Source organism: Massilia cellulosiltytica (assembly GCF_047325105.1).
In the GTDB taxonomy this organism is placed as follows: domain Bacteria; phylum Pseudomonadota; class Gammaproteobacteria; order Burkholderiales; family Burkholderiaceae_D; genus Telluria; species Telluria orientalis.
Genome location: NZ_CP168562.1, coordinates 5,148,068 through 5,172,535 on the forward strand (window position 1 = coordinate 5,148,068; position 24,468 = coordinate 5,172,535).

Sequence of the window (24,468 nt, forward strand, 5' to 3'; positions counted from 1 at the left end):
CAATCCGGCCGGAGTTTGCCTCAATGGTGGAGCGCAGTCATGACGTCCAACGAAGTCCTCGCAATGTATGAAAACATCGCCGCCCTCAGCAGCCGCATGGCTGTCGCTGCGCGCGAAGGGGATTGGGACGGCCTGGCGCGCCTGGAAACGCAGTGCGCCCTGCAGTCGAGCGCGGCAAAGAGCGGCGTCCCGCCGCTGGAAGGCGCCGCCCGCAAGCGCAAGGTCGACCTGCTCAAGCAGATCATGGCCAACGACCGCGCCGTGCGCGACATTACCGAGCCGTGGATGGGCCAGCTGGACCGCGCACTGAGCCCGGCCCACTGATCCGTCCTACTCCGCCTGAAGCCCCTTCGACTTGCCGTCCAAGGGGCTTTTTGCTTTCTGCGCGGCCAGGATGCCATCCATGTTCCCTTCGATCCATGCGGCGAGGTCGCCGAGCTTGTGCCCGATCTGCTCGCCGAGTGGCGTCAGCCGGTATTCCACGTGAGGCGGGACGACGGGATGGGCAATGCGCTGCACGAACCCGTCCTGCTCGAGCCAATACAGCGTCTGGGCCAGCATTTTTTCGCTGATGCCGCCCACCTTGCGGCGCAGTTCGCCGAAGCGGTGCGTGCCATCCATCAACGCGACGAGCAGCAGCACGCCCCAGCGGCTCGTCACATGTTTCAGCACTTCACGCGACGGGCAGTATTCGGAGAATAAGTCCGCGCGCACAAGCTCGTTCATGTCCCCTCCTCGATCGATGATCCGCCCCTATGGTAGCGATAACCCGAGCGGGAGGCCAACGCGCGCCGCGCAAACAAAAACCGCGCAGCGACGTGGGTCATCTGCGCGGCTCTCTGGAATGGGGAGCGCGACTACCAGGCATCCCCTGGCGTCGCCTCTTGCCGGTTGCCTCCGGCGTCCGTCTGCCACTGTTGGCAGCGAACCGCTTCCGGCATCAGGCGCTTCCTCAGCGACCGTCCGACCCCGCGCCACGCTATCGGTGGTGGCTGCGGCGGACCCTGATCCGTGTACTTCGGGATTGAGTATAACGCAAAATCAGCACTTGTGTAGACGACTCACAGGAAGATTTTGAACGCTATTCCAGCGTCGGCTCGGCGGCCTCGCCTGCCGCCGGCGGCGCCTTGCGGCGACGGACGGCATATGCCCCCGCGCCACCCAGCGCCAGCACGCCGATGGCGGCGCCGATCCAGCCCCAGGGCAAGCTGTCGTCCGGCGCCAGCGCCTTCGGCTTGTGCGGCACGAGCGGCTTGATCGACGAGATCGGGCGCGGGCCGGCGGGCTTCGGCGGCGCCGGCTTGACCTCGGCTTCCTTCAGCGGCGCCGGCTTGACCTCGGCTTCCTTCAGCGGCGCCGGCTTGCTCTCCGGCATGGTCTCGGGCTTCGGCGCCTCGTGCGCGAGGGCCGGCGCGGCCAGCGACACCTGCAGCTTCTTCATCCGGTCCTCGACCTGGCCGAGGCGGGAACGCAATTCGTCGTTCTTCGCGCCGAGGGCCGCGCAAGCCTGCACTTCCTCGGCCCGGGGCGCACAGGCGGGCGGCGGGGTCGCCGGCCTGGCGACGGGCGCCGGCGGCGGACGGCGCACCACCGGCCTGGGCGGCGGCGGCGTTAGCGGTATTGCGGCTTCGCGCCGGACCACCGGCGCCGCGTGCGCCACGCGGGCCCGTTCCACCTGCGCGAGCAATACCGCGTCGGGGTTGGTCGGAGGCACTTGCGCCGGCGCAGGTGCCGCCACGCGCACGGGCGCGGGCGGCGGCGCGGGATTCGGATCCGGCGTCAGCCACAGCGTGGCCAGGCGCACGGCACGCTGGCCCTTGTCGACGAGCTCCAGGTACAAGTGCACGTGGTCCGCGTCGACGGGACGCAGCGACGTCACGTGCAGGAACTGGCGGCCGTCGCGCCGCATCACCGACAAATTCAGGCTGGACAGCAGGGGCGGCACGGCGATGCCCGCGCCGTTGTAGACCTCCGGACTGGCCACGCGCACCTGCACGGGCGCGGCGGCATCGTCGAGCATCGTCAGCTCGACGTCGGCCACGAGCGGCTGGCCGATGTGCGACGACACGCGCGGGTCGCCCAGCTCGGCCGCGTGGGCGGATGCGAACGCGGCAAGGGCAAGGCTGGAGAATAAAAGGCGGGTGCGGCGGGCCATGGCGTGGGAAAAATGGGGGCTTCAACGTGGTTAACGGCCGTTGCGGTACACTCTTTAATTCCATTGTCAAACCAACAGGATGCATCCATGGAAAACCGGATTGAGAAGGACAGCTTCGGCCCGATCGACGTACCGAACGATCAACTGTGGGGTGCGCAGACCCAGCGTTCGCTGCACCACTTCCACATTTCGAGCGAGAAGATGGCGCCGGAACTGGTCGCCGCATTGGCGCAGGTGAAGCGCGCGGCCGCCGCCGTCAACCGCTCGCTCGGCAAGCTCCCGCAAGACAAGGCCGATGCGATCATCCGCGCGGCCGACGAAGTGCTGGAAGGCCGTCATCCGTCCGAATTTCCGCTGTCCGTGTGGCAGACCGGCTCCGGCACCCAGAGCAACATGAACATGAACGAGGTGCTCGCAAACCGCGCCTCGGAACTGCTGGGCGGCGAGCGGGGCGAGGCGCGCCTGCTGCATCCGAACGACCACGTCAACATGGGCCAATCGTCGAACGACATGTTTCCCACCGCGATGCACGTGGCGGCCGCGCTCGCCGTCGCCAGGGACGTGCTGCCGGCGCTGGCAAAGCTGCGCGGCACGCTGGAAGTGAAGTCGCGCGACTTCGCCGACATCGTCAAGATCGGCCGCACGCACCTGCAGGATGCGACGCCGCTCACCCTGGGCCAGGAATTCTCCGGCTACGTGGCGCAACTCGAATTCGCCGAGCACGCGATCAAGAACACGTTGCCCGGCCTGCTGCTGCTGGCCGCCGGCGGCACCGCGGTGGGCACGGGCCTGAACGCGCATCCGGAATTCGCCAACCGCATCGCGGCCGAGATCGCGTCGCGCACCGGCCTGCAATTCAAGTCGGCGCCGAACAAGTTCATGGCGCTGGCCGGCCATGACGCGATGGTGCTGGCGCACGGCGCGTTCAAGACGCTGGCCACGGCGCTGATGAAGATCGCCAACGACGTGCGCTGGATGGCGTCCGGCCCCCGCTCCGGCCTGGGCGAGATCACGATCCCGGAAAACGAGCCGGGCAGCTCGATCATGCCGGGCAAGGTGAACCCGACCCAGTGCGAGGCGCTGACGATGCTGTGTTGCCAGGTGTTCGGCAACGATGTGGCGATCACGGTCGGCGGCGCGCAGGGCAACTTCGAACTGAACGTGTTCAAGCCGATGATCGCCCACAACTTCCTGCAGAGCGCGCGCCTGCTGGCGGACGGCATGCGCTCGTTCGACGAGCATTGCGCGCAGGGCATCGAGCCGAACCGCAAGCGCATCGGCGAATTGATGGAGCAGTCGCTGATGCTGGTGACCGCGCTGGCCCCGCATATCGGGTATGATCGCGCCGCGCAAATCGCCAAGACGGCCCAGCACAACGGCCTGACCTTGCGCCAGGCAGCCCTGCAATCGGGCTTCGTCGACGAGACGCAGTTCGACCAGTGGATCGTGCCGATCGAGATGACGCGGCCCAGCCCGGCCTGACGGTACCGCATGGAATTCGCGACGTCGCCCCCGCCCACGTGGGGGCGACGTTGTTTTTTTGAAAAGTATTGTCTAAACGAACACAACAGTACGACGCCCATTTTTAACAGAGGATAAAATGCAAACAACAACTTTTGAACTGACTTCGGAGTTCATCGAACTGAACCAGCTGTTGAAACTGGTCGGCGTGGTGGACAGCGGCGGCGCCGGCAAGCACGTGGTGGCGAGCGGCGACGTGTCGGTCGATGGAAAGAAGGAACTGCGCAAGACGGCCAAGATCCGCGCGGGCCAGGTCGTAACGCTGGGCGATATTCGTATTCAAGTGCGCTGAGGCGCACCCGGCGCACCCCGCGGTCGCACCGCGCGAGCCGTCCCCGACGGTAGGGTTGACGTTTGCGCGCTGACAAACTTGGGCAGTCCCCCTTCTCTATATTGAAGTCGTAACATTCGGCCCAAAGGTGAGGAAGATGGAAACCCCAGAATCAAGCTCCATGACGCAGCAGCGCTTGATCGGCGACCTGCGTCTCGTCATCGAAAACGCGGAAGAACTGCTCAAGAATACCGATCACTACACCGGTGTCGTGTACCAGAACGCCCGCGCCAAGCTGGCCGTCGCGCTCAATGCCGCCAATGAGGAACTGGCCCGCTTCGAAGAGGACCAGTTGAACCGGATGATGGACGCGACGCGTGCGGCCAACGAGCTGCACCACGACAAGACCGGAGAAGAACGCATCCTGCGCGCTTTCTACCACTGACCGCGCGGCGCCACCGTCTACGGCGCCGCGTTTGCCCCGTTTTTGATTCCCGCCACCATTCCCCGATCGAGCCAGCGCCGCAGGTGCACGGCCACATCGAAGTCCTCGTCCACATCGAATGCCGCATCGAGCGCCGCGCCGAAGGTGTCGCCGCGCGCCAGGCACGCCAGCGCCGCATGTTCCGCCGCGCCGATGGCTTCCACTTCCACGTCGAGCCGGGGCCGCAGCACCAGCGCGTGCGTGGCCGTCTGCAATTCATCCGGAAAGTCCGGACCGTCCGCCTGGTGCGCGCGCCACAGCGCCACCGTGGCCCACGGCGACGCATGCAGGCGCAGCGCCGGATGCAGCACGACGCGCGCCGCCTCGAAGGCATCCGGCGCGAGGCCGGCGAGGCTCGCGGGTGCCGCATCCGCATCGGGCGCGTACCACGCCTCGTGCACGCACCATTCGAGGCGCGCGACGTCGGGCAGGTAGGGATGATCGGCCGCCGGCGTAAAACCGGCGAGGAAGTCGGGCAGCGCGGCGCCGAAACGATTGAGGTCCGGATCGCGCGCCGGATGCGCCTGGCCGTAGACCCGCGCGAGCGCGTCGAAGAATTCCTCGCCCACGAGCTGGCGCAGCACGGGGTACGCCGACGCCAGCGCGCGCGTCCAGTGCGCGTGCAGGTTGCCCCGGTAGATGCCGACGCGGCGCGGATCGCCTTTCAGCAGCGGAGCTAATGCGGCGTCGTGCGTGCCGTCGAACAGCGCCGCGCCGAAGGTTTGCTGGAGAGCCTCCAGGCCGGCGGCCGGTGCCGGGTCGACGGGCGCGACGGCGCTGTCGGCGACCACGCCCGGCCCCGCCGTCGCGGCAATCGCATCCGCCTGCGCCGCCTCGTCGAGCAGCACGTCGAGCGGCGGCAGGTCCGTGTCCCATTCGACGAGCGTGGGCACGGCGCCGAAGCGGGCCAGCGCCGCGCGGTACAGGTCCCACACGGGCGGCGCGACGCGGGCGCCGTGGTGGTCGATGAGGCCATCGTCCGTGACGAGATGGCCGCCCAGGTGGATCTCGCCCACGCAGCCGGCCGGCAGCGCGGCGATGGCGGCATGCGCATCCTCGCCGTGATTGCGCTCGTTGACGTACAGGTTGTTCACGTCCAGCAGCACGCCGCAGCCCGTGCGGCGCGCGAGTTCGGCGAGGAAGTCCGCCTCGCTCATCGCGTCGCCCGCGAAGCGCACGTAGGTGGAGACGTTTTCGACGAGGATGCGCCGTCCCAGCACGTCCTGCACGCGCGCGACGCGCGCGGCGACGAGGTCGAGCGCCTCACGGTCCAGCCGCAGGGGCAGCAGGTCGTTCAGCTGGCGGTCGCGCAGCGCGCCCCAGGACAAGTGTTCGGAGACGAGCACCGGCTGGAGTGTACGCACGAGGGCGGCCACGCGGGCCAGGTGGTCATCGGAAAAGCCGTGCACGGACCCGAGGCCGAGGCCCACGCCGTGCAGGCTGACCGGATAGTCGCGGCGCACCGCGGACAGCACGCGCCAGTCGTGGCCGGCGCGTGCGAGAAAGTTTTCCGTGTGGACCTCAACCCAGCCAACGTCGGGCCGGCGTTCGAGGAAATCGCGGTAATGCGGCGCGCGCAGGCCAAGGCCGGCACGGCGGGCGGCGGCCATGGTGAGGCTTATTTACCCTGTTTCGGCGGATTCAGTTTGCCGCCGTCTTTTTCACAGGTGCCCTTCGGGACGAATTTCCATTCGCCCGGGTCCTTGTCGGCCGTCGCCATGCCGGCGCAGCCGTGGGTGGCGGTGCCGCAGTCGTTCTGGCCGGCCTTGGCGACGCCGTAGCATTTTTCTTCGTTGCCGGATTGCGCATCCATCTGGCCGCCGGCCGTGGCCTGGGTGGCGCAGACGCTCGCGAGCGCGGCAGCGATCAGGGCTTGTCGTTTGTTCATTGGGGGTTCTCCGAAATGCAGGTCAGTACACGGCAGGCATTCTATCCCGGCCGGAGCGTAACGAGTGGAAAAGTAACCCGGCCGGGGCGGCCGTTGTCGGCTGCGCGCCGGACGTCGTCGTCGCTGGCGGCAGCCCGATGGTGGCGGCTGAGCGGATGGTATTGTGTGGCCGCCCCCGTCGTGCCGGGTACTGGGCCGATAACGCGGGCGGCGGGAATTCCGTTGACGCGCGCGCGTCAGGCCGTCGTGTTGATGTGGTTGCCCAGGTGCGGCGGCAGGTTCGGCGCCGGTGCGGCGGACTGCACCGCTTCCAGCAGCTGGGTGGCTGCCGAGGCCTGGATGTCCTGCGTCTTTTTCAGCACGGCGACGGCGACGTCCTGGCGGATGCCGGTGTCGGCGATGCTGGTGGCAAGCTTGGCGATACCTAAGGCGTCCATATGCGCTCCTGGTGGGTGTGTCGACGGTCGGCCAGCACGGGGTTCGCCCGCACGACCGCTTATCCAGTGTTAACGACACGACGGGCTGGAACTTTAGGCGGGCAAACCATTAAATTGCCTGACCCAGCGCAAGACGGCGTCCGCGTCGAGCAGGTCCAGCCACGCCACCTGCGGCGCCAGCCCCTGCGGGCGCGCCATCGTGGACGCGACGGCCACGATGTGCGGATCACCCGGGAACATCGGCGGCTTGCCGACGTCGGGCCGGTACACCTCCAGCTTGGGCAGCGCCTCCCATTTATAGCCTTCCACCAGGGTCAGGTCCGCCGGCGCGAGGCGTGCCAGGTGTTCGGCCAGCGACGGCTCCGCGGCGCCGCGCAGCTCGCGCATGATGGCCACGCGGTACGGCGATGCGATCATGACCTCGGCCGCGCCGGCCGCGCGCATGCGGGCGCTGTCCTTGTGCGGCGGTTCCAGCATGACGTCGTGGTGGCTGTGCTTGACGACGTTGACGCGCAGCCCGGACGCGGCCAGCCGCGCGACGACGAGTTCCAGCAGCGTCGTCTTGCCGCTGCCGGACCATCCGATGACGCCCAGCACGGGCCCGCGGCCGGCGAAATCAGTAGGCGACACGGTAGCGGATTCCCCGGAAGTTCATGACGGCCGCCCTGGGCAGCAGCTTTTCCAGCACGAGGCCGGGGGCGACCTCCTCGCCTTCGTGGCGCAGCGCCTTGTCGACGATCAGCAGGCGGTCGGCCGCGTTGGCGGAATACATGTAGCCGCCGAACGTGACGCGCGGGATGTCGCGCTGCTGGGCGTCGGGCAGCTGCTGCAGGAACGGCAGGCTGTCTTCCGGCGCCGCCTTCGCGACGGGCGCCGGCGCAGCGGCCGGCACCGGCACCGGGGCCGGGCGGGAAGGTGCGGGTGCGGGCGCGGGCGTGGGTACGCGTTCGCGCACGGTCACGGGCGGCGGCGCTGGCGGCGCGCTCACCACCAGCGGCTCCGGCGCGGGCGCTGCCGGCGCGGGCGCGGGTACGCGTTCGCGCACGGTCACGGGCGGCGGCGCTGGCGGCGCGCTCACCACCAGCGGCTCCGGCGCGGGCGCGCGCTGCGCGACGGTCTGCGGCGCCGGCGCCGGCCGGCCCAGCACCAGCGCCCCCGCGACGACGACGAGCGCCCCGGCGCCGAGGCCGACGAACAGCGGCTTGCGGCTCGCCGCGGCGGCCGCCGGCGCGGGCGTCGACGCCTGCGGCGCGTGGATCGTCGGCGCGTTGCCGAGCTGGCGTTCGGCCTGGGCCTTCTTCAGGGCTTCGAGGATGTACGACATATCACTTCCCGGTGGCTGCCAGCAGGCGCGGTTCGTCGACGCCCGCCAGCTGGTTCAGGCGCATGTAGGTGCGCGGACCGGCCAGGCCGTCCGCCTTCAGGTTCTGCTTGACCTGGAACGCGCGCAGCAGGCGCCGCGTGGGCTCGTCCAGGACTTGCCCGGCCGGCGGCGCGGCGCGCCTGCCGTCCAGTTCCGCGAGGCGGGCGGCGATCCAGTCGACGTCCGGCCCGCTGTCGCCCGGCCCCACCTGGTCGCGGAAACCGCGCGGCACCTTCCACAAGGTCGTGTACTCGCCGTCGATGCGGGTCGCGAGCAGCCCCAGGCTGACCGTGTGGCGCTGGCCGTTGATCGCGAGCGTGGCCGTGTCGTCGTCCATGCCGGTGAGCACGGCGTAGCCGACCCGGGCGCCGTCGTGCAGGCCGACGATGGCCGGCCGGTCGAGCAGGCGCAGTTCATACAGGCCGCCGCGGCCCTGGTAGCAGCGCAGGCCGGCGCGCGGCGCGGCGTCGCACGCGGCGGCGGCCGGCAGCTGCTGGCCCCACAGCGCGCCCAGTTCGCGCAGCGCGTCGTCCTGCGTGGACAGCGCCAGCGGCTTGGGCTGCATGCCCGCCTTCGCGGACGCGGGCTGCGCTTTCACGGCCACGGGCGCAGCCGGCGCAGGCGTCGTACGATGCGGCACCGCCTGCCACGCCGCCGCGCTGATGGCGGCGCCGGCCAGCACGCCGCCGGCCACGAACGGCCAGCGCAGCGGCTTGCGCGGCGCTCCGCCGGCGATCGCATCGTCGCCGGCGAACACCTCGCGCGCGGCGCGGCGCAGGATCGCCGGCGTGACGTCGCGGCTGTTCTCGACATAGGCGCCGAGCAGCGCGCGGTCGCACAACAGGTTGATGCGGCGCGGGACGCCTTCCGTCAGGCGGTGGATCGATGGCGCCAGCGCGGCGGGAACCGGCGTCGTGCCCTGCACGCCCGCGACGGCCAGGCGGTGCGCGACATAGGCGCCCGTCTCGTCGGCGGACAACGGCCCGAGATGGTAGCGGGCGATGACGCGCTGGGCCAGCTGCTCCAGTTCGGGCCGCGCGAGCATCGTGCGCAGTTCGGGCTGGCCGATCAGGATGATCTGCAGGAGCTTGCGCTCGCTGGTCTCCAGGTTCGTCAGGAGGCGCAGCTGCTCCAGCACCTGGGCCGACAGGTTCTGCGCCTCGTCGATCACGAGCACGTTGTTGTGCCCCTGCGCGTGGCTGTCGAGCAGGTAGGCGTTGATCGCGTCCACATAGGCCTTCACCCCCGCCGCGGACGACACGGTGATGCGGAATTCGTCGCAGATCGTCTGCAGCAATTCCTCGACCGTCAGCTTCGGGTTGAAGATATAGGCCAGGCGGCAGTCGTCCGGCACCTGCTCGATGAAGCAGCGGCACACGGTCGTCTTGCCCGCGCCGATCTCGCCCGTGAGCAGCACGAAGCCGCCGCCGCTGCCTATCCCATAGAGCAGGTGCGCGAGCGCCTCGCGATGGCGTTCGCTCATGAACAGGTAACGCGGATCGGGCGCGATGGAAAACGGCGCCTGTTTTAAGTGGAAATAGTTTGTGTACATGTCAATACCAAAAGCTTACCGGCGCGGTGGCAGCGGTTTGAACTTCGCGCAGTATATTTTGCTTTTGGCATTGTAGTAAGCGATCGTGCTGCCGGGGACGGATACGCGCAAAGGGTAAGGCGAGGCATCGGCCGCCAGATGGCGCACGCCCGCCGCCTTGCGGACGGCCTGTTCCAGTTCGTCCGGCGCCACGTCGGCGACGGCGCCCACGAACACCCATTCGCTCGTGTCGTCGCTGACCATCACCTCGGTGACGGGCGCGCCCCACAGGGTCGTCTCGCCCGTGCGGAACCAGTACGCGCCGCCTTCGTGCTTGTACGCGGGGCCGAAATGGGTCTTCAGCCAGGCATAGAAATACTTGTTGTCGAGATGGTCGTGGCACAGCAGGGCCGCGCCGATGACGGGGCCGAACGTGGACGGCGGCTTGTCCTGGGTCTGCGCGTGCACGGGCGCGACGAGCGCCAGTGCGGCAGCCAGCAGGCCTACAATTTTCCCAACCATGCGCGGTTGGCGGCGATCTTCGCCTTCACCGAGGCCGGCAGCGCCTCGTAACAGCCTGGATGCTGCTTGAGCGCGTGCTCGCGCACTTCCTTTTCCATGCCGTTGACGATGAATATATAGACGGAGGCACCTTCCGCATTCTTGCGGGTGCCCATGTAGCGAATCACGATGATCTCCTTGACGAGCGCCCATTATGACATTCGCCCTCCGTTCCGGCCACGGCCGGGCACCAGGCGTGCGCCGGGATGGCGTGCGCGTAATGGCCCGGCAGGCTACGTCGTTGCGCTCCAGCCACATCTGCAGCCGGTCGCGGTTGTCATGCTGCCAAGGCGATCCCGGCGGGCAGGCGGGCCGCGACCTATAATCGCCGGCATGACGACCGCCCGCCTCCCCCGCCTCCTCGCCTGCGCGCTCGCCCTGGCGGCCTGCACGGCGCATGCCGCCACGCCCCGCCTGTGGAAAGCCACGCACGCGGTCGAAGGCCATGGCACGACCACGCTGTACGTGCTCGCCGCGACGCCCGCCGGCCTGCCGGCCGAATTCGACGCCTATTACACGCGCGCCGTGCTGCCCGCGCTGCGCGCGTCCGCCACGCTGGCGGTCGAAGGCGTGGGCGATGGCGAGGAAGGCCCGGCGACACCGGGATGCGACCTGCGCCAGCTCGACGAGCAAGGCATTGCCACGCTGAACGACGCGCGCCAGCGCATCCTCACGCTCGCGCTGCAGGCCGACATGGCCCGGCGCGACGCCCTCGACGTCAAGGCGCTCGCGAAGGCGCCCGACCCGGACACCCAGGCGCAGTCCTGGGCGCGCCTGATCGAGATGAGCGACGAATTCACGCTGCTGCAATTCGCACGGGTCCAGGCGGCCTCGCTCGCGTCCGCCGCGCCGGACCACAAACAAGGCGTCAACGAAGGCGTCAACGTCGCCGAGGCCCTCGTACGCGCGCGCCCGGACATCCCCGTGCACGACATCGATTACCGCACGGGCATGATGCATGCCTACTGCGCCGCCGGGCCGCGCCGCACGATGATGCTGCTGGACGTCGTGGACAGCGCGCCGTCCTCCGCAACGGCCACGGCGCGCCTCACGCGCGACTTCGACGCCCTGCTGCGCGGCCGCGCGCCGGCCGACGGGAGTCCGCTGACCCGGCTGGCGCCGCTGGACGCAGGCCTCGTCTGCGCGCGCAACCGCGACTGGATCGCGCGCATGGCGAAGGTGGCGGATGGGCGCGCGCATTTCTACGTGGTCCCCGTGCGCAACCTGTTCGCGGCGCGGCATGACGACGCGGATTGCGGCGGGCTGCTGGACGATCTCGCACAGGCTGGATTCTCGGTTACGCCGATCAAATAGCCGCGCTGAAGACCGTGGCCCCTGCGAAGGCAGGGGCCCAATGTAGCGCTACCGAGAAGCACGCAAAATTGGATTCCCGCCTGCGCGGGAACGACGAGGTACGGGCCGTCCACTCCATGTTTTCCGCAGCCTGTCCCCCGTTTTCGCGCATTCGTCGAAAGCCGGCTGCGCCGGCGTCCTGCCTGCCGTATCGTGCAGTCTCCCGGCGCTGCCGCAGACAACAACGACGACACCATGAAAAACGCCCTCAAGCTCACCGTCCTGGCCGCCGCGCTCGCGGCCGGCGCCTTCGTCACGATGCCCGCCTCGTTCGCCCGGCCGCAGGACACGGGCAATGCCGTCGCCACCGAACAGCGTGCCGTCACGGCATTCAGCGCGATCGAGCTGGCGGGCCCGTACCACGTCGTGATCGACGCCCAGGCGAAGCCGTCGCTGGAACTGAGCGGCGAACGCAAGCAGCTGGCCGAGATCGAGACCGTCGTGCGCGGCGACACGCTCGTCGTGCGCCCCGTGCAGCGCAACGGTTTCTTCTTCAACTTCGGCAAGCGCCGCGAGACGGTCACCGTCCGCATCGGCGCGTCTGCCCTGAAACGCCTGACGGTGGCCGGCAGCGGCGACGTCGAGATCGACCGCATCGACGCCGAGCGCTTCACGCTGGCCGGCAACGGCCCGGGCGACGTGCACGCGAGCGGCACCGTGCGCCAGCTGACCGTGACGTCCAGCGGCAGCGGCGACCTGGAGCTGCGGCGCCTGAAGGCCGGCGACGTCGACCTGGCGCTGAACGGTCCGGGCGACGTGGAACTGGCCGACGTGAGCGGCACGCTGTCCGTGCAGGCCGGCGGCTCCGGCGACCTGGAAGCGGACGGCCTGCGCGCGAGCAAGGTGACGGCACGCATGCGCGGGCCGGGCAACGTCCAGCTGTCGGGCAGCGCGCGCGAACTGGACCTGGAGATGTCCGGCTCGGGCGACTTCGAAGGATGCGACCTGCGCATCGACGGCGGCGCGCGCAGCGTGCAGCGCGGACCGGGCAATGCGTGCCTCGCGGGCGCCATCCGCAAGTTCGACGGCGAAGTGGACGGCTCGGGCGAACTGGCCGTGCGCGGCCTGCAGGCCGGGACGGCGCAGTTGCGCATGAACGGGCCGGGCAACGTCGCGCTGGCCGGCACGGTGGGCGACCTGAACGTGGAACTGGCCGGCTCGGGCGACCTCGATGCGGCCGGCCTCAAGACGGGCAAGGCCACGGTGCGGGCCCGCGGCCCCGGCGGCGTCACGCTGGCGAACGTGGGCGATACGCTGGACGCGGCCCTGTCGGGCTCCGGCGGCCTGAAGGCGAGCATGTCCGGCAAGCGCCTGCTGCTGCGCATGAACGGTCCGGGCGACGCCCGCATCGATGGGCGTGTTGCCCAGGTCGACGCCCAGATCGCGGGCTCGGGCAGCCTCGATGGCCACGGCCTGACGGCCGCCCATGCCGACATCGTCGTGCACGGACCGGGCACCGCCTCGGTCAACGTCGTCTCCCAGCCCGACCGCGCGGACACGAAGACCGTCGCGCGCGGCCAGCTGCTGCTCGTCGACCGCAGCGGTTCGCACACGACCCGCTAAGGAGGTCGCCATGCTGTCCGTCTTCGCCCGTATCAAACGCCGCCTGGTGCCGGCGCTTGCCCCCGCCGTGCGCGTGTTCCCGGACTGCTTCGCCGCCGACGACACCGTCGTGCCGTGGGCGGACGTGAGCCGCGTGCTGGCCTATGCGAACGAGGACGGCTTGCGCATCGAGGTGCGCGCCGCGCATCTGATTGAAGCCATCGTGCTCCTCGAGACGCAGCCCGGCTTCGACGCGTTCGTGCGCATGGCCGACCGGCGCCTGACCTTCCCGCTCGCGTGGTGGGAAGCGCTGCCGCGCGCGCGCCGCGTGGTGCTGTTCGAGGCCGCGCTGCGGGAAGTCCAGCTCGACCATCCGCACGCCGCGCCACGTACCGCCCACGGCTGAACGCCTGGTCCTTGTGCTAATGTAGCGGGCGCCGCCCACGACACGCCCAAGGATATCGATGACGTCATTCCCAGTCCGCCTCGCGCCGCTCATCGGTGCAGTGGCGCTCGCCGGTTTCGCGCACGCGCAGACGGCGCCGCAGTATGCGGAACTCCCGTCCGAGACCCCGGCCGAATTCAGGGCGCCCGACGCCGGCTTCAACTACGTGAAGCGCACGGTGATGATCCCCATGCGCGACGGGACGAAGCTGAACACCATCATCATCGTGCCGAAGGGCGTGCAGAACGCACCCATCCTGCTCACGCGCACGCCGTATGATGCGTCCAGCCTCGTGAACCACGCGGACAGCGCCGACCTGGAGACGATCCTGACGGGCTACGACAACGCGGCCGACGTCATCGCCGGAGAAGGCTATATCCGCGTCGTGCAGGACGTGCGCGGCAAGTACGGTTCCGAAGGCGACTACGTGATGAACCGCCCGCTGCATGGCCCGCTGAACCCGACGCCCGTCGACCACTCGACCGACACGTACGACACGATCGAGTGGCTGACGAAGAACGTCCCCGAGACGAACGGCCGCGTAGGCATCATCGGCATTTCGTACGACGGCTTCCTGCCGCTGATGGCGCTCGTGAATCCGCACCCGGCGCTGAAGGTCGCGGTGCCGATGAATCCGATGGTGGACGGCTGGAAGGGCGACGACTGGTTCCACAACGGCGCCTTCCGGCAGATCAATATGTCGTACATGCTGGAACAGGTCGTCACGCGCGCGAACACGGCCAAGTGGCCCGTCACGAACTATGACGACTACGACATGTACCTGCGCGCCGGTTCCGCGGGCGCGCTGGGCCGCGAACGGGGCCTGGAACAGAGCGGCTTCTGGAACAAGGTCGTCGCGCATCCGGCGTACGACGCGTTCTGGCAGCAGCAGGCGATGGATACTATCCTCGCGCGCCAGCCCGTCACGGTGCCGACGCTCCTCGTGCACAGTTACTGGGACGCGGAAGACATCTACGGCGCCATCGCCGTGTGGAAGGCGATCAAGCCGCACGACACGGAGAACAAGGTGTTCCTGTCGCTGGGCCCATGGTCGCACGGCGGCGCGATCGGCGACGGCGCCACGCTGGGCGCTTTGAAATTCGGCAGCGACACGGCGTTGTACTGGCGCCAGCAGGTCTTGAAACCGTTCCTCGCGCGTTACCTGAAAGGCGATGGGAGTGTACCCGCGATTCCGACGGTGACCGCGTTCGAGACCGGAACGAACAAGTGGCGCAACCTGGCCGCGTGGCCGAGCGGCGCCATCGAACCCGTCGCGCTGCGCCTGGCCGCGAACCAGAAGGCCCAGCTGGGCGGCGCGGCCGATGCGAAGGGCTACGACGAATACGTGTCCGACCCGGCCAAGCCCGTGCCCTTCCGCCAGCGTCCGATTCCGCCGTACGGCTACGACGAAGCGAAGGGGCAGACGTGGCCGCGCTGGCTCGTCGACGACCAGCGCGAGGCGTCGGGCCGCACGGACGTCGCGACGTTTGTGTCCGACGTGCTGACGGCGCCCGTGAAGATCAGCGGCGAGCCGGTCGCGCACCTCGTCGCGTCGACGAGCGGCACGGACTCCGACTGGGTCGTCAAGCTGATCGACGTGTACCCGGACCAGGTGGGATCGCAGCCGGCGCTGGGCGGCTACCAGCTGATGGTCGCGGGCGACATCTTCCGCGGCCGCTACCGCGAAGGCTTCGACAAGCCGAAGGCGCTGGCGCCGAACAAGGCGCTGGCGTACCGCTTCAAGCTGCCGACGGCGAACCACGTGTTCCTGCCCGGCCACCGCATCATGGTGCAGGTGCAATCGAGCTGGTTCCCGCTGTACGACCGCAATCCGCAGACGTTCGTGCCGAACATCTTCTTCGCCCAGCCGGGGGACTACCGCAAGGCCACGCAGCGCATCTACCACAGCAGCTACGTCGAACTGCCGCTCGTGAAAGCGGCGCAATGACGGGCGGCGTGCGCACCTGGCACGGCAGCTGCCACTGCGGCGCCGTGCGCTTCGCGGCCGACATCGACCTCGATCGCGGCACGATCGTCTGCAACTGCAGTCTCTGCACCAAGCAGCGCAACTGGGCGGCGATCGTGCCCGCGGCCGCGTTCCGCCTTCTGCATGGCGCCGGCGCGCTGACGGAATACCGCTGCAACACGCGCACGGAACGCCACCTGTTCTGCGCCACGTGCGGCATCCGGCCGTTCGGCACGGGCACGTCGCCGCGCTGGGGAGAGTATGTGGCGGTCAGCGTACACTGCCTGGACGACCTGGCGGCCGACGCACGCGCGGCGCTCCCCGTCACGTACCTGAACGGCCGCGATGACGACTGGGACAACCCGCCGGCCGACGTGTGTCAGTTATAATTCCATTTTTCCGAAGAAATCCTTCTGTTTACTTCGCTTTTCCAAGATGCCTCCTTGTCCTATCCTTCGCCTTGACCACGGCCGCTTGCGCCGCGATTCTTGTTATTGATGAGAGATACGACCATGAAACGCATCCTGCTTTTCCTTGCCACCAACCTCGCCATCATGCTCGTGCTTGGCATCACGGCGAGCCTGCTGGGCGTTAACCAATACCTGACGGCCAAGGGCCTGAACCTGGGCGCCCTGCTCGTCTTCGCCGGCCTGATGGGCTTCGGCGGCGCCTTCATTTCGCTGTGGCTGTCGAAGCCCATCGCGAAATGGTCGACCGGTGCGCGCGTGATCGCGCAGCCGTCCAACCCCACCGAGCGCTGGCTGCTCGACACCGTCGCGCGCCAGGCGCAGAAGGCCGGCATCGCGCTGCCGGAAGTCGCGATCTACGAAGGCGCGCCGAACGCATTCGCGACCGGCGCGACGAAGAACGCGTCGCTCGTCGCCGTGTCGACCGGCCTGCTCACGTCGATGACGCACGATGAAGTGGAAGCGGTGCTCGCGCACGAAGTGGCGCACGTCGCGAACGGCGACATGGTGACGCTCACGCTGATCCAGGGCGTCGTGAACACGTTCGTGATCTTCCTGGCGCGCGTCGTCGCGTACTTTGTCGACCAGTTCCTGCGCCGCGACGGCGAGGAGCGCGGTCCCGGCATCGCGTTCACGATCACGTCGGTCGTGTGCGACCTGCTGTTCGGCCTCGTGGCCAGCATCATCGTGGCCTGGTTCTCGCGCCAGCGCGAATACCGTGCCGACCGCGGCGCCGCCCGGATCATGGGCACGCCGCGCCCGATGATCGCCGCGCTCCGTCGCCTGGGCGGCCTGGATCACGCCGACCTGCCGAAGAACCTGGCAGCAGCGGGTATCGCCGGCGGCGGCATGCTGGCCCTGTTCAGCAGCCACCCGTCGTGCGAGGACCGCATCGCGGCCTTGCAGCAGGCATGACGGACCGGCGCGCCCCCAGACTTCTCGTGCCGGCGCTGTTCGCGCTGGCGCTGGCCGTCCTCCTGCAGCACTTCCTCGGCGCGCTGGCCTGGGCCGGCCTGCTCGCCGTGATCACCTGGCCCGCGCACGTCCACCTGCAGCGCCGCGGCTGGCCGCCGGCCGCCAGCGCGGCCTGCCTCGTGGGCCTGCTGATCCTCGGTTTCGTCGGCCCATCCATCCTGTTGCTGAATACGCTGGGCGGCGAACTGGCCGGCGTGCAGCGCCTCCTGGCCCGCGCCAACGAGACGGGCATCCCCGTCCCCGTCTGGATCGCGCACCTGCCGATGGTGGCCGAACACGCTGTCCAGTGGTGGAACGAACACCTTGCCCTGCCCGGCGGCTTGAACCGCCTCGTCGGCAGCGCGGCCGGCGATTTCGCCCCGCACCTGACGGGCGCCGCGCGCCTGTGGGGCTCGACGATCCTCGCGAATGCGCTGTACCTGTTCCTCGCCCTGCTCACCCTGTTCGTCCTGTACCTGCACGGCCCCGCCGCCATCCACCACGTCGACACGGCCGGCATGCGCGCGCTGCCGCGCCAGTATCCGATGCTGCGCCGCGTGTTCCCCCTGTCCGTGCGCGGCACGGCGCTGGGCCTCGTCTCCGTCGCCATCCTCGAGGGCTGCGTGCTCGGCGCCGCCTACGCCATCGCGGGCGCGCCGGCGCCGGCGCTGCTGGGCGTGCTCACGGGGTATTTCGCGCTCGTGCCGGGCGGCGCGCCGCTGTCGTTCTCGCTCGTCTCGCTGCTGCTGCTGGGCCAGGGCCATTCCGGCGCCGCGCTGGGCCTGTTCTGCTGGGGCGCGTTCGAGCTGTTCCTCGTCGATAAATTCATCCGCCCGAAGCTGATCGGCCGGCGCGTCAACCTGCCGTTCCTCGCCGTGCTGTTCGGCCTTCTCGGCGGTGTCTCGACCCTGGGTGTGATCGGCCTGTTCGTCGGTCCGTTCATGATGGCGATCCTGTTCGAATGGCTGCGCGACAATACCGCCTTCAATACCAATTCACCAGTCGACGTGGATGTCTACAGCAGAGCGGACGAGACCAATTCCGCCTCTGTCGACCGGACCGACAATACCAATTAAATACCTGTTGACAAGCCTATCAGTGCTGCCTATAGTGCCCTGACCTTCCCGGCACAGCACTCATATGATCGACTATCTCATCGGCGTCGACGGCGGCGGCACCGGCACCCGCGTGCGCCTTGCGCGGATTTCTCCCCACGGTGTCGTCGAACTGGCCCAGGGCGCCAGCGGCCCGTCCGGCCTCGCCCTGGGCATCGCCCGCGCCTGGGCTTCCGTCCAGGACGCCGTCGCCCAGGCCTTCGCCGCGGCCGGCATCGAACAACCTTCGCTTGACCGCATCGCCATCGGCCTCGGCCTCGCCGGCGTGCACAATCGCCAGTGGGCGCAGGCGTTCGTGGACGCCGATCCCGGCTACGCCGCGCTGCGCCTCGAAACCGATGCTTTTTCTACCCTTTTGGGCGCGCACGGCGGCCGTCCCGGCGCCATCGTCGCCATCGGCACGGGCAGCGTCGGCGAAGTGCTGCAGCCCGACGGCACGCGGCGCGAAGTGGGCGGCTGGGGCTTCCCCGCCGGCGACGAAGCGAGCGGCGGCTGGATCGGCCTCGCCGCCATCAACCATATCGAACAGGTGCTCGACGGACGCCGGCCCGGCAGCGCCTTCGCCGACGCCGTTATCGACGCCTGCGGCGGCAACCGCGCCGCGATCCAGGTCTGGCTCGGCCAGGCCACGCAGACGACGTACGCCACGCTCGCGCCGCTCGTGCTGCAGCACGCGGACGATCCAGCCGCGCGCGCCATCCTGGTGAAGGCCGGCGAGGAAGCGGCCGCCATCGCCCGCGCGCTCGATCCGGACGAGCGTCTCCCCCTCGCGCTGTGCGGCGGCCTGGGGAGCGCCCTGCGCGACTGGCTCCCGCCCGCGCTCGCGGCCCGCGCCCGCGCGCCGGAAGGCGATTCCGCGCGCGGCGCATTACGGATGATCGAGCTGCACGTCGCGGCATGAAAGGACCCACCATGCAAGGCAATATCCTGACTCCGGACGGCTGGATCCGCGGCCGCATCGTCATCGAAGACGGCACGACGACGATCGCCGCCATCGAAGGCGACGCGGCCGATCCGGCATCGAACAACGACGACTACATCCTGCCCGGCTTCATCGACCTGCACGTGCACGGCGGCGCGGGACGCGACATGATGGAAGGCGGCGACGCGCCGCACGTGATCGCCCGCCTGCATGCGCGGCACGGCACGACGAGCCTGCTGGCCACGACGATGACGGCGCCGCTGGACGACATCGACCGCGCGCTCGCCGCCATCGGCACCGCGTGCGAGCAGCGCGGCAAGGACGAAGCGCGCATCCTCGGCGTGCACCTGGAAGGCCCGTACATCAACTCGGGCAAGCTGGGCGCGCAGCCGCCGTTCGCACGCGAAGCGACGATGGCGGAAGTGGAGCGATTCAACGCGCAGGCACCGATGCGGCTGATCACCGTGGCGCCCGAGATCGACGGCCACCTGTCTCTCGTGCGGCAGCTGGCGGACGCCGGCATCCGCGTGCAGATCGGCCACACGAACGGCAACTACGACGACGGCGTGCGCGCACTGGAGCACGGCGCGGCCGGCTTCACGCATTTGTTCAACGCGATGCCGGGCCTGCACCACCGCGATCCCGGCATGGTGGGCGCCGCGCTCGCGCATGCGCAGTACGCGGAGATCATTCCCGACCTGTTGCACGTGCATCCGGGCGCGATCCGCTCGGCGCTGCGCTGTATCCCGCACCTGTACTGCGTGACGGATTCCACGGCCGCCGCGGGCATGCCCGATGGCCAGTACATGCTGGGCCGCCAGGTCGTCCACAAATGCATGGGCGGCGTGCGCCTCGCGGACGGCACCTTGGCAGGCAGCACGCTGACGATGGACCAGGCGCTGCGCAACCTCGTCTCGATCGGCCTCGATCTCGCCGACGCCGCGCGCCGCGTGTCGACGAACGCCGCCGACTACCTGGGCGAAACGCGCCGCGGCCGCATCGCGCCGGGCTGCTTCGCCGACCTCGTCGTGCTCGACCGCGACCTGAACCTGAAAACCGTTCATATCGAAGGAGAACAGTGTGACCTCGCTGATGCTTGAAGAAGCCGTGTCCGCGGCCGACTGCGTCGCCCTGCAGCTGGCCAACGACGCCGACCGCTACGCCGCGCTGGGCCACCACCTGCGGGGCGCCTCCTTCCATAACGCGGCGACGGTGGCGCGCGGCAGTTCGGACCACGCGTCCAGCTACCTCGCCTACCTGATCATGGCGCGCATGGGCCGTCTCGTGACGTCGCTGCCGATGTCGCTCGTCACGTTGTACAAGGCGCCGCTGCAGGCGTCCGGCACACTGGCCATATCGATCTCGCAATCGGGCCAGAGCCCGGACGTCGTCGAACCGATCCGCTACTTCCGCCAGGGCGGCGCGACGACCGTGGCCCTGGTGAACGACATCGATTCGCCGCTCGCGCGCGCGGCCGAATGGGCGCTGCCGCTGCGCGCCGGGAAGGAGCACAGCGTCGCCGCGACGAAGAGCTTCATCACGAGCCTGACGGCCGGCGCACGCCTCGTCGCGGAATGGCAGCAGGATACGGAATTGAAGGACGGCCTGGCCGCCCTGCCGGACGCGCTGCGCCAGGCCGCGCGGACCGACTGGTCGGCGGCACTCGAGGTGTTGGCGCCGGCGCGCAACATCATGGTCGTGGGCCGCGGCATCAGCTTCCCGATCGCGCTGGAAGCGGCGCTGAAATTCAAGGAGACGTCGGCGCTGCAGGCGGAAGCCTTCTCCGGCGCGGAAATCAAGCACGGCCCGATGGCGCTGATCGACGAGGGTTATCCGCTGCTGATCTTCGCGACGCGCGGCCCGGCGCAAGCGGGCCTCGTCGCGCTGGCCGACGAGATGCGCGGCCGCGGCGCGCGCGTGCTGCTCGCGGCGCCGGCCGACATCGCCTCGCGCGACCTCGACCTGCCCGTGTCGACCTGCGCGGACCTCGATCCGATCGTCGCGATCAACGCGTTCTACGTGATGGCGGCGCACCTGTCGAAAGCGCGCGGCCTCGATCCGGACAAGCCGCGCCACCTGAACAAAGTCACAAAAACACACTGAGCCGCACTGATGCCCACGAACGACCTTCGCCAGCTGGCCGGCCGCCTGATCATGATCCGGCTGTTCGGCACGGCACTCGACGCCGACACGGCCGACTTCATCCGCGCCAACCGCATCCGCGGCGCGTGCCTGTTCCGCCAGAACATGACGGACGCCGCGCAGCTCGCGCGTTTCACGAGCGATTTGCAAGATGCGATGGGCGAGCACGCGCTGATCGCGCTCGACCAGGAAGGCGGCGCCGTCGTGCGCGCGCTGTGGGTGCCGCCGCCGCCGTCCGCGATGGCGCTCGGCGCGGCGGGCGACGAACCGCTCGCGCGCGACGTGGGCGCGGCCGTCGCGCGCGCGATCCGCGCGCTGGGCTTCAACTGGAACTTCGCGCCCGTGCTGGACCTGAACAACAACCCGCGCAATCCCGTCATCGCGGAGCGCTCGTTCGGCGCCGATCCGGATCGCGCCACGGCCCTCGCGCTCGCGTGGATGGCCGGCAGCGACAGCGAAGGCGTGGCCTGCTGCGTCAAGCACTTCCCCGGCCACGGCGACACGCACGTCGATTCGCACCGCGACCTGCCCACGGTCGACAAACCCTTGCCGGAACTGGAGCGCTTCGAATTCGCGCCGTTCCGCACGGCCGCGCCGCACGCGCCCGCGGTGATGACGGCGCACATCGTCTACCCGGCCCTCGACGCCGACAATCCGGCCACGATGTCGCGTGCGATCCTGCACGACCTGCTGCGCACCCAATGGCACTACGACGGCGTGATCATCACGGACGGCATGGACATGCACGCGATCGCGCACCGGTACGACGCGGGCGACGCCGCCGTGAATGCGCTGATGGCGGGCGCGGACATGGTGATGGCCATCGGCAGCCGCGATACACAGGAACGCACGATCGCGGCGATCGCGGCCGCCATCGAAGACGGCCGCCTGCCGCTGGCCGACGTGCATGCGCGCCTGGCACGCCTGGACCGCCTCGCGCGCGCCCATCCGGCCGGCGCCGTGCAGTACGCGACCGAAGACGCCGACCGCGCGCTGATGGCGGACGCATGGCGCCGGGCGCTCACGGCGCGCGGCAATCCACAGCGTCCCGCACCGGGCAGCAAGGTGCGCCTCGTCGCGCGCCAGGACGTGGTCAGCGACGGCGTGTCGGAAGCGGGCGTGCCGGCCAGCGCCATCGCGGCGATGCTGGCGACGCTGTTCGACGTGGACCTCGTGACGTTCGCGGATGCGGAAACGTTCGACTGGCATGCGCTGCCGGACGACGGCCGCTTCACGATCCTCGCGTCGACGTCGCGCCGCCGCTACGGCGCGCACGCGCGAGCCACGTGGACGCCGGACCTGCACCTCGCGCTGTGGAATCCGTACCAGGCGCTCGACGTCGCGGCGCCCGCGCTGATGACCTATGGCTTCGCACCGCCCGCGCTGGACGCGGTCCGATCGTGGCTGGCCGGCGACATCGAGGCGACGGGACAGTGTCCGGTGCCCGGCTTTTGACCGCGTCGGGTAACCACTTGTAACGCCGCATACCGACGTCGCACGGCTGGGGCACAATTGCCACGCCCGTCAGCAGTTTGTGGGACAATGCACGCTTTGTCCGAGATCGGCACCAGCACCGTCGGCGTATGTATTTGAAGCCATTACAGCCACTGAGCGGTGCAATTTTATCGTCATTAAGAGAGGATTTTTCAATGTCCCAATTCCGTTTCGCCCGCCTTGCCATGATGCTGGCCGCCCTTGGCCTGAACGCCGCGCCGGCCCTGATGCACAGCGCGTCGGCGCAGGACAAGAAAGCCGAGGCGCCCGCGCCGAAGCCCGACTCCGTCCGCCCGGAACTGTACAAGCTGCTCGACCCGGCGCAGATCAAGCCGCTGATGGACGCGAAGAACTATGGCGAGGTGAAGAACCGCATCACCCAGGCCGAAGCGTTCCCGGACAAGACGCCGTACGAGACCTATGTGCTGAACCGTATGAAGTTGTCGCTGGGCACGTCGACGGGTGACGACCAGATGGCAATCGGCGCGCTGGAAGCGATCCTGGCGTCGGGCAAGCTGCCGGACGCGGACAAAGGCAACTTCACGCAGGCGCTGGCCACGATGTATTACAACGCCAAGAATTATCCGAAGGCGATCGAGCTGTACAAGCAGATCCAGGCATCGGGCAAGTCGACGGACCAGATCAACTCGGCGCTGATCCGCTCGTACTACCTGAGCGGCGACTACGCGTCGGCGCTGAAAGCCCAGGAACCGGTGCTGCAGGCAGCGGAACAGGCCGGCAAGACCCCGACCCAGGAAGACCTGCGCCTGTACGCGTCGGCCGCGAACAAGGTCAAGGATGATGCCGCCTACCTGCGCGGCCTGGAAAAACTGGCCGCCTACTACCCGACCGACGATTTCTGGACCGACCTGATCAGCCGCGGCATCGTGCGCAAGCCGGGCTTCCAGGACGCCAATATCCCTGACGTGCTGCGTCTCGAATTCGCGGCCGTCAAGCAGATGTCGTCGGACGCCTACACGGAACTGGCCGAGCTGGCCATGAAGGATGGCTTCCCGACCGAAGCGAAGAAGGTCGTCGACGCGGGCTTCGCCGCCGGCGTGCTGGGCACGGGCAGCGGCGCCGCCAAGGACCGCCAGCTGCGCGACCGCGCCACCAAGGAAGCCGCAAGCGATGCGAAAAACATCGCCGCGGGCGAAGCGGGCGCCGCCAAGGCCAAGACCGGTGCCGGCCTCGTCAACCTGGGCTGGGCGTACGTCACGATGGACCAGTTCGACAAGGGCATCCCGTTCATCCAGCAAGGTATCGCCAAGGGCGGCCTGAAGTCGCCGGACGAAGCCAAGCTGCGCCTGGGCATGGCCTATGCGAAAGCCGGCCAGAAGGACAAGGCCATCGAGACCTTCCAGCAAGTGAAAGCCGGCGGCGGCCTGTCCGACACGGCCAAGTACTGGATCCTGCTGCTGAACCACCCGACGGGTGCGATGGCGGCCAAGTAATCCCGGCCGGATCACCGGCAGACAAGGCGGCGCGGACTACGGTTCGCGCCGCTTTTTTTTTCGTCTGAAAATTCGGGGTCAGAGCACATTTCGCGCCAAATTCGGGGTCAGAGCACATTTCGAATCAATGTCCAGAGCATATCGATCCGTGTCGTCTTGCCGTGCACGACCGCGGCATGACAGTAGGCGAACGCCAGACGGCGCTTGGTATGTGCACTAGCATGCTTCAAAACACATGTCCCAAAAAGTGCTCTGACCCCGAATTTTCTGAAAAATGTGCTCTGACCCCGAATTGTTTGGCGCGGGAAGTTATGGTTCGCGCTGCTTTTTTTCGTCTGTGTGAATTACCGTACGGGCAGAGCCGGAGCATGCGGCCGATAATCGCCGCAACTCTTCTGAAAAG

The 24,468-nt window shown here is 68.8% G+C and carries 26 protein-coding genes; 16 read left to right on the forward strand and 10 right to left on the reverse strand.

Translation table 11 applies throughout. The annotated features are described in order from the left end of the window. Window positions 1-39 precede the first annotated feature (39 nt). Entirely contained in the window at window positions 40-324 is a 285-nt protein-coding gene (locus ACEN9H_RS22430) for a flagellar protein FliT (RefSeq protein WP_056129118.1), read from the forward strand. 6 nt (window positions 325-330) lie between these two features. Here ACEN9H_RS22430 and ACEN9H_RS22435 read toward each other — a convergent pair whose 3' ends face one another. After that, entirely contained in the window at window positions 331-726 is a 396-nt protein-coding gene (locus tag ACEN9H_RS22435; protein ID WP_056129116.1) for a winged helix-turn-helix transcriptional regulator, read from the reverse strand. A gap of 355 nt (window positions 727-1,081) precedes the next feature. Beyond that, window positions 1,082-2,155 (reverse strand): hypothetical protein, encoded by a 1,074-nt coding sequence (locus ACEN9H_RS22440; RefSeq protein WP_413672134.1) that lies wholly within the window; start codon window positions 2,153-2,155, stop codon window positions 1,082-1,084. A gap of 87 nt (window positions 2,156-2,242) precedes the next feature. On the opposite strand from ACEN9H_RS22440, the gene fumC reads away from it, so the two are divergent. The 3 genes from fumC to ACEN9H_RS22455 all read left to right on the forward strand — a co-directional run bounded on the left by fumC (window position 2,243) and on the right by ACEN9H_RS22455 (window position 4,392). Next, the gene (fumC, locus tag ACEN9H_RS22445) at window positions 2,243-3,637 is read left to right on the forward strand and encodes a class II fumarate hydratase (protein WP_371764829.1); all 1,395 of its coding nucleotides are present in this window, start codon (window positions 2,243-2,245) and stop codon (window positions 3,635-3,637) included. A gap of 118 nt (window positions 3,638-3,755) precedes the next feature. Next, window positions 3,756-3,968 carry an RNA-binding S4 domain-containing protein gene (locus ACEN9H_RS22450; RefSeq protein ID WP_036238457.1) on the forward strand — a complete coding sequence of 71 codons (213 nt, stop codon included), beginning with the start codon at window positions 3,756-3,758 and terminating at the stop codon, window positions 3,966-3,968. A 160-nt stretch (window positions 3,969-4,128) separates the two neighbouring features. Next, a complete protein-coding gene (locus tag ACEN9H_RS22455; RefSeq protein WP_413672135.1) occupies window positions 4,129-4,392 on the forward strand; it encodes a DUF883 family protein in 264 nt (87 codons plus the stop codon). Between the two features lie 17 nt (window positions 4,393-4,409). Here ACEN9H_RS22455 and ACEN9H_RS22460 read toward each other — a convergent pair whose 3' ends face one another. From ACEN9H_RS22460 to ACEN9H_RS22495, 8 genes are all read right to left on the reverse strand, one after another. After that, complete coding sequence (locus ACEN9H_RS22460) at window positions 4,410-6,041, reverse strand: DUF692 family multinuclear iron-containing protein (protein ID WP_413672136.1); 1,632 nt, start codon at window positions 6,039-6,041, stop codon at window positions 4,410-4,412. An 8-nt stretch (window positions 6,042-6,049) separates the two neighbouring features. Further along, entirely contained in the window at window positions 6,050-6,319 is a 270-nt protein-coding gene (locus ACEN9H_RS22465) for a DUF2282 domain-containing protein (RefSeq protein WP_056129100.1), read from the reverse strand. A 236-nt stretch (window positions 6,320-6,555) separates the two neighbouring features. Next, window positions 6,556-6,756: a YjfB family protein gene (locus ACEN9H_RS22470; RefSeq protein WP_371771517.1), complete on the reverse strand. Its 201-nt coding sequence runs from the start codon at window positions 6,754-6,756 to the stop codon at window positions 6,556-6,558. A 93-nt stretch (window positions 6,757-6,849) separates the two neighbouring features. After that, window positions 6,850-7,386 carry a molybdopterin-guanine dinucleotide biosynthesis protein B gene (gene mobB / locus ACEN9H_RS22475; protein ID WP_229412271.1) on the reverse strand — a complete coding sequence of 179 codons (537 nt, stop codon included), beginning with the start codon at window positions 7,384-7,386 and terminating at the stop codon, window positions 6,850-6,852. Further along, window positions 7,373-8,080: a general secretion pathway protein GspB gene (locus ACEN9H_RS22480; protein ID WP_413672137.1), complete on the reverse strand. Its 708-nt coding sequence runs from the start codon at window positions 8,078-8,080 to the stop codon at window positions 7,373-7,375. The genes mobB and ACEN9H_RS22480 overlap by 14 nt, the downstream gene beginning before the upstream one ends. Window position 8,081: 1 nt before the next feature. Beyond that, window positions 8,082-9,671, reverse strand: a complete 1,590-nt coding sequence (locus tag ACEN9H_RS22485; protein ID WP_413672138.1) for an AAA family ATPase — start codon at window positions 9,669-9,671, stop codon at window positions 8,082-8,084. 15 nt (window positions 9,672-9,686) lie between these two features. Next, the gene (locus tag ACEN9H_RS22490) at window positions 9,687-10,172 is read right to left on the reverse strand and encodes a hypothetical protein (protein ID WP_056129086.1); all 486 of its coding nucleotides are present in this window, start codon (window positions 10,170-10,172) and stop codon (window positions 9,687-9,689) included. Beyond that, window positions 10,154-10,339, reverse strand: a complete 186-nt coding sequence (locus tag ACEN9H_RS22495; RefSeq protein WP_036238481.1) for a hypothetical protein — start codon at window positions 10,337-10,339, stop codon at window positions 10,154-10,156. Before ACEN9H_RS22495 ends, ACEN9H_RS22490 begins: the two co-directional genes overlap by 19 nt. A 205-nt stretch (window positions 10,340-10,544) precedes the next feature. Here ACEN9H_RS22495 and ACEN9H_RS22500 point away from each other — a divergent pair, with 205 nt between their 5' ends. The 12 genes from ACEN9H_RS22500 (at window position 10,545) to ACEN9H_RS22555 (ending at window position 24,065) form a co-directional block, all read left to right on the forward strand. Continuing rightward, entirely contained in the window at window positions 10,545-11,525 is a 981-nt protein-coding gene (locus tag ACEN9H_RS22500) for a hypothetical protein (protein WP_413672139.1), read from the forward strand. Window positions 11,526-11,759: 234 nt separating this feature from the next. Then, the gene (locus tag ACEN9H_RS22505) at window positions 11,760-13,127 is read left to right on the forward strand and encodes a GIN domain-containing protein (RefSeq protein WP_413672140.1); all 1,368 of its coding nucleotides are present in this window, start codon (window positions 11,760-11,762) and stop codon (window positions 13,125-13,127) included. Between the two features lie 10 nt (window positions 13,128-13,137). Then, window positions 13,138-13,512, forward strand: a complete 375-nt coding sequence (locus tag ACEN9H_RS22510) for a hypothetical protein (RefSeq protein ID WP_160410538.1) — start codon at window positions 13,138-13,140, stop codon at window positions 13,510-13,512. Between the two features lie 58 nt (window positions 13,513-13,570). Further along, on the forward strand, window positions 13,571-15,499 hold the full coding sequence (locus tag ACEN9H_RS22515) for a CocE/NonD family hydrolase (protein ID WP_413672141.1): 1,929 nt from the start codon (window positions 13,571-13,573) through the stop codon (window positions 15,497-15,499). Window positions 15,500-15,507: 8 nt separating this feature from the next. Beyond that, window positions 15,508-15,906 carry a GFA family protein gene (locus tag ACEN9H_RS22520; protein WP_413672142.1) on the forward strand — a complete coding sequence of 133 codons (399 nt, stop codon included), beginning with the start codon at window positions 15,508-15,510 and terminating at the stop codon, window positions 15,904-15,906. A 123-nt stretch (window positions 15,907-16,029) separates the two neighbouring features. Beyond that, window positions 16,030-16,899, forward strand: coding sequence for a protease HtpX (gene htpX, locus ACEN9H_RS22525; protein ID WP_056129068.1), 870 nt, complete (start codon window positions 16,030-16,032; stop codon window positions 16,897-16,899). Continuing rightward, window positions 16,896-18,014, forward strand: coding sequence for an AI-2E family transporter (locus tag ACEN9H_RS22530; RefSeq protein WP_413672143.1), 1,119 nt, complete (start codon window positions 16,896-16,898; stop codon window positions 18,012-18,014). The genes htpX and ACEN9H_RS22530 overlap by 4 nt, the downstream gene beginning before the upstream one ends. 64 nt (window positions 18,015-18,078) lie before the next feature. Then, window positions 18,079-18,954 carry a BadF/BadG/BcrA/BcrD ATPase family protein gene (locus ACEN9H_RS22535; protein WP_413672144.1) on the forward strand — a complete coding sequence of 292 codons (876 nt, stop codon included), beginning with the start codon at window positions 18,079-18,081 and terminating at the stop codon, window positions 18,952-18,954. A gap of 11 nt (window positions 18,955-18,965) precedes the next feature. Next, window positions 18,966-20,075, forward strand: a complete 1,110-nt coding sequence (gene nagA, locus ACEN9H_RS22540; RefSeq protein WP_413672145.1) for an N-acetylglucosamine-6-phosphate deacetylase — start codon at window positions 18,966-18,968, stop codon at window positions 20,073-20,075. Further along, complete coding sequence (locus tag ACEN9H_RS22545; protein WP_413675622.1) at window positions 20,068-21,078, forward strand: SIS domain-containing protein; 1,011 nt, start codon at window positions 20,068-20,070, stop codon at window positions 21,076-21,078. The genes nagA and ACEN9H_RS22545 overlap by 8 nt, the downstream gene beginning before the upstream one ends. Before the next feature lie 9 nt (window positions 21,079-21,087). Beyond that, window positions 21,088-22,572 (forward strand): glycoside hydrolase family 3 protein, encoded by a 1,485-nt coding sequence (locus tag ACEN9H_RS22550; RefSeq protein ID WP_413672146.1) that lies wholly within the window; start codon window positions 21,088-21,090, stop codon window positions 22,570-22,572. A gap of 194 nt (window positions 22,573-22,766) precedes the next feature. Then, on the forward strand, window positions 22,767-24,065 hold the full coding sequence (locus ACEN9H_RS22555) for a tetratricopeptide repeat protein (RefSeq protein ID WP_056129057.1): 1,299 nt from the start codon (window positions 22,767-22,769) through the stop codon (window positions 24,063-24,065). The last annotated feature ends 403 nt before the right edge of the window (window positions 24,066-24,468 follow it).